Here is a 304-nt window from a genome sequence, read left to right on the forward strand (position 1 = left end):
ACCGCCAGAATTGAGAATTACTCCACTGGCTGTTAAGTCGGAAATAGAGAAGTTGCCGCTTTCATTTCTACCGGTAACAAAGGATCCAGCAGGGCCAAGACCTACGATTGCCGACAGTGCGCCGCCAACCAACTGGGTGACTCCTAGAGCGCTAGCGCCAGCAGCGACTCTTCCAACTCCCCCGCTATTGATGGTGGTGCCGCTGGCAGTAGCGCCAGAATTGACGGTCAACAAACCGCCAGAATTGAGAATTACTCCACTGGCTGTTAAGTCGGAAATAGAGAAGTTGCCGTTTTCATTGATG

Annotated in this window: 1 protein-coding gene; it reads right to left on the reverse strand. The window is 52.0% G+C overall.

What is annotated here, in order from left to right; all coding sequences use genetic code 11:
• A partial coding sequence (locus ICN12_RS10775) for an AIDA repeat-containing protein (RefSeq protein ID WP_216272507.1) occupies positions 1-304 on the reverse strand: 304 nt, incomplete at both ends.

Origin of the sequence: Polynucleobacter sp. AM-25C3 (assembly GCF_018882335.1) — a bacterium.
GTDB lineage: Bacteria > Pseudomonadota > Gammaproteobacteria > Burkholderiales > Burkholderiaceae > Polynucleobacter.